1 protein-coding gene is annotated in these 263 nt (G+C 52.5%); it reads left to right on the top strand.

The window, feature by feature from the left end:
- Nucleotides 1–43: 43 nt before the first annotated feature.
- The coding region (locus tag F0U47_RS22895) for a hypothetical protein (protein ID WP_149752368.1) at nt 44–263 on the top strand (220 nt) is incomplete at its 3' end.

Here is a 263-nt window from a genome sequence, read left to right as displayed (position 1 = left end):
CTGCCAGTGAAGACCGGGAGGGAACCGACAAACACCACACAAAATGAGCGACCTCAGCAAGAACGACGTTGAAAGGGCGTCTTTCGCCTTCTCAATCTACGACTTTGAAGGCAAAGGCAAGATCGATGCCTTCAACCTTGGCGATCTCCTGAGAGCGCTCAACTCAAACCCCACACTGGCAACCATCGAGAAACTCGGTGGTACAAAGAAGAAGGGCGAGAAGCTGCTCACACTCGAAGAGTTCCTTCCCATCTACAGCCAAG

It is taken from the genome of Nocardioides antri, assembly GCF_008373765.1.
GTDB lineage: Bacteria > Actinomycetota > Actinomycetes > Propionibacteriales > Nocardioidaceae > Nocardioides > Nocardioides antri.
This window is presented reverse-complemented; position numbering and strand designations above follow the sequence as displayed.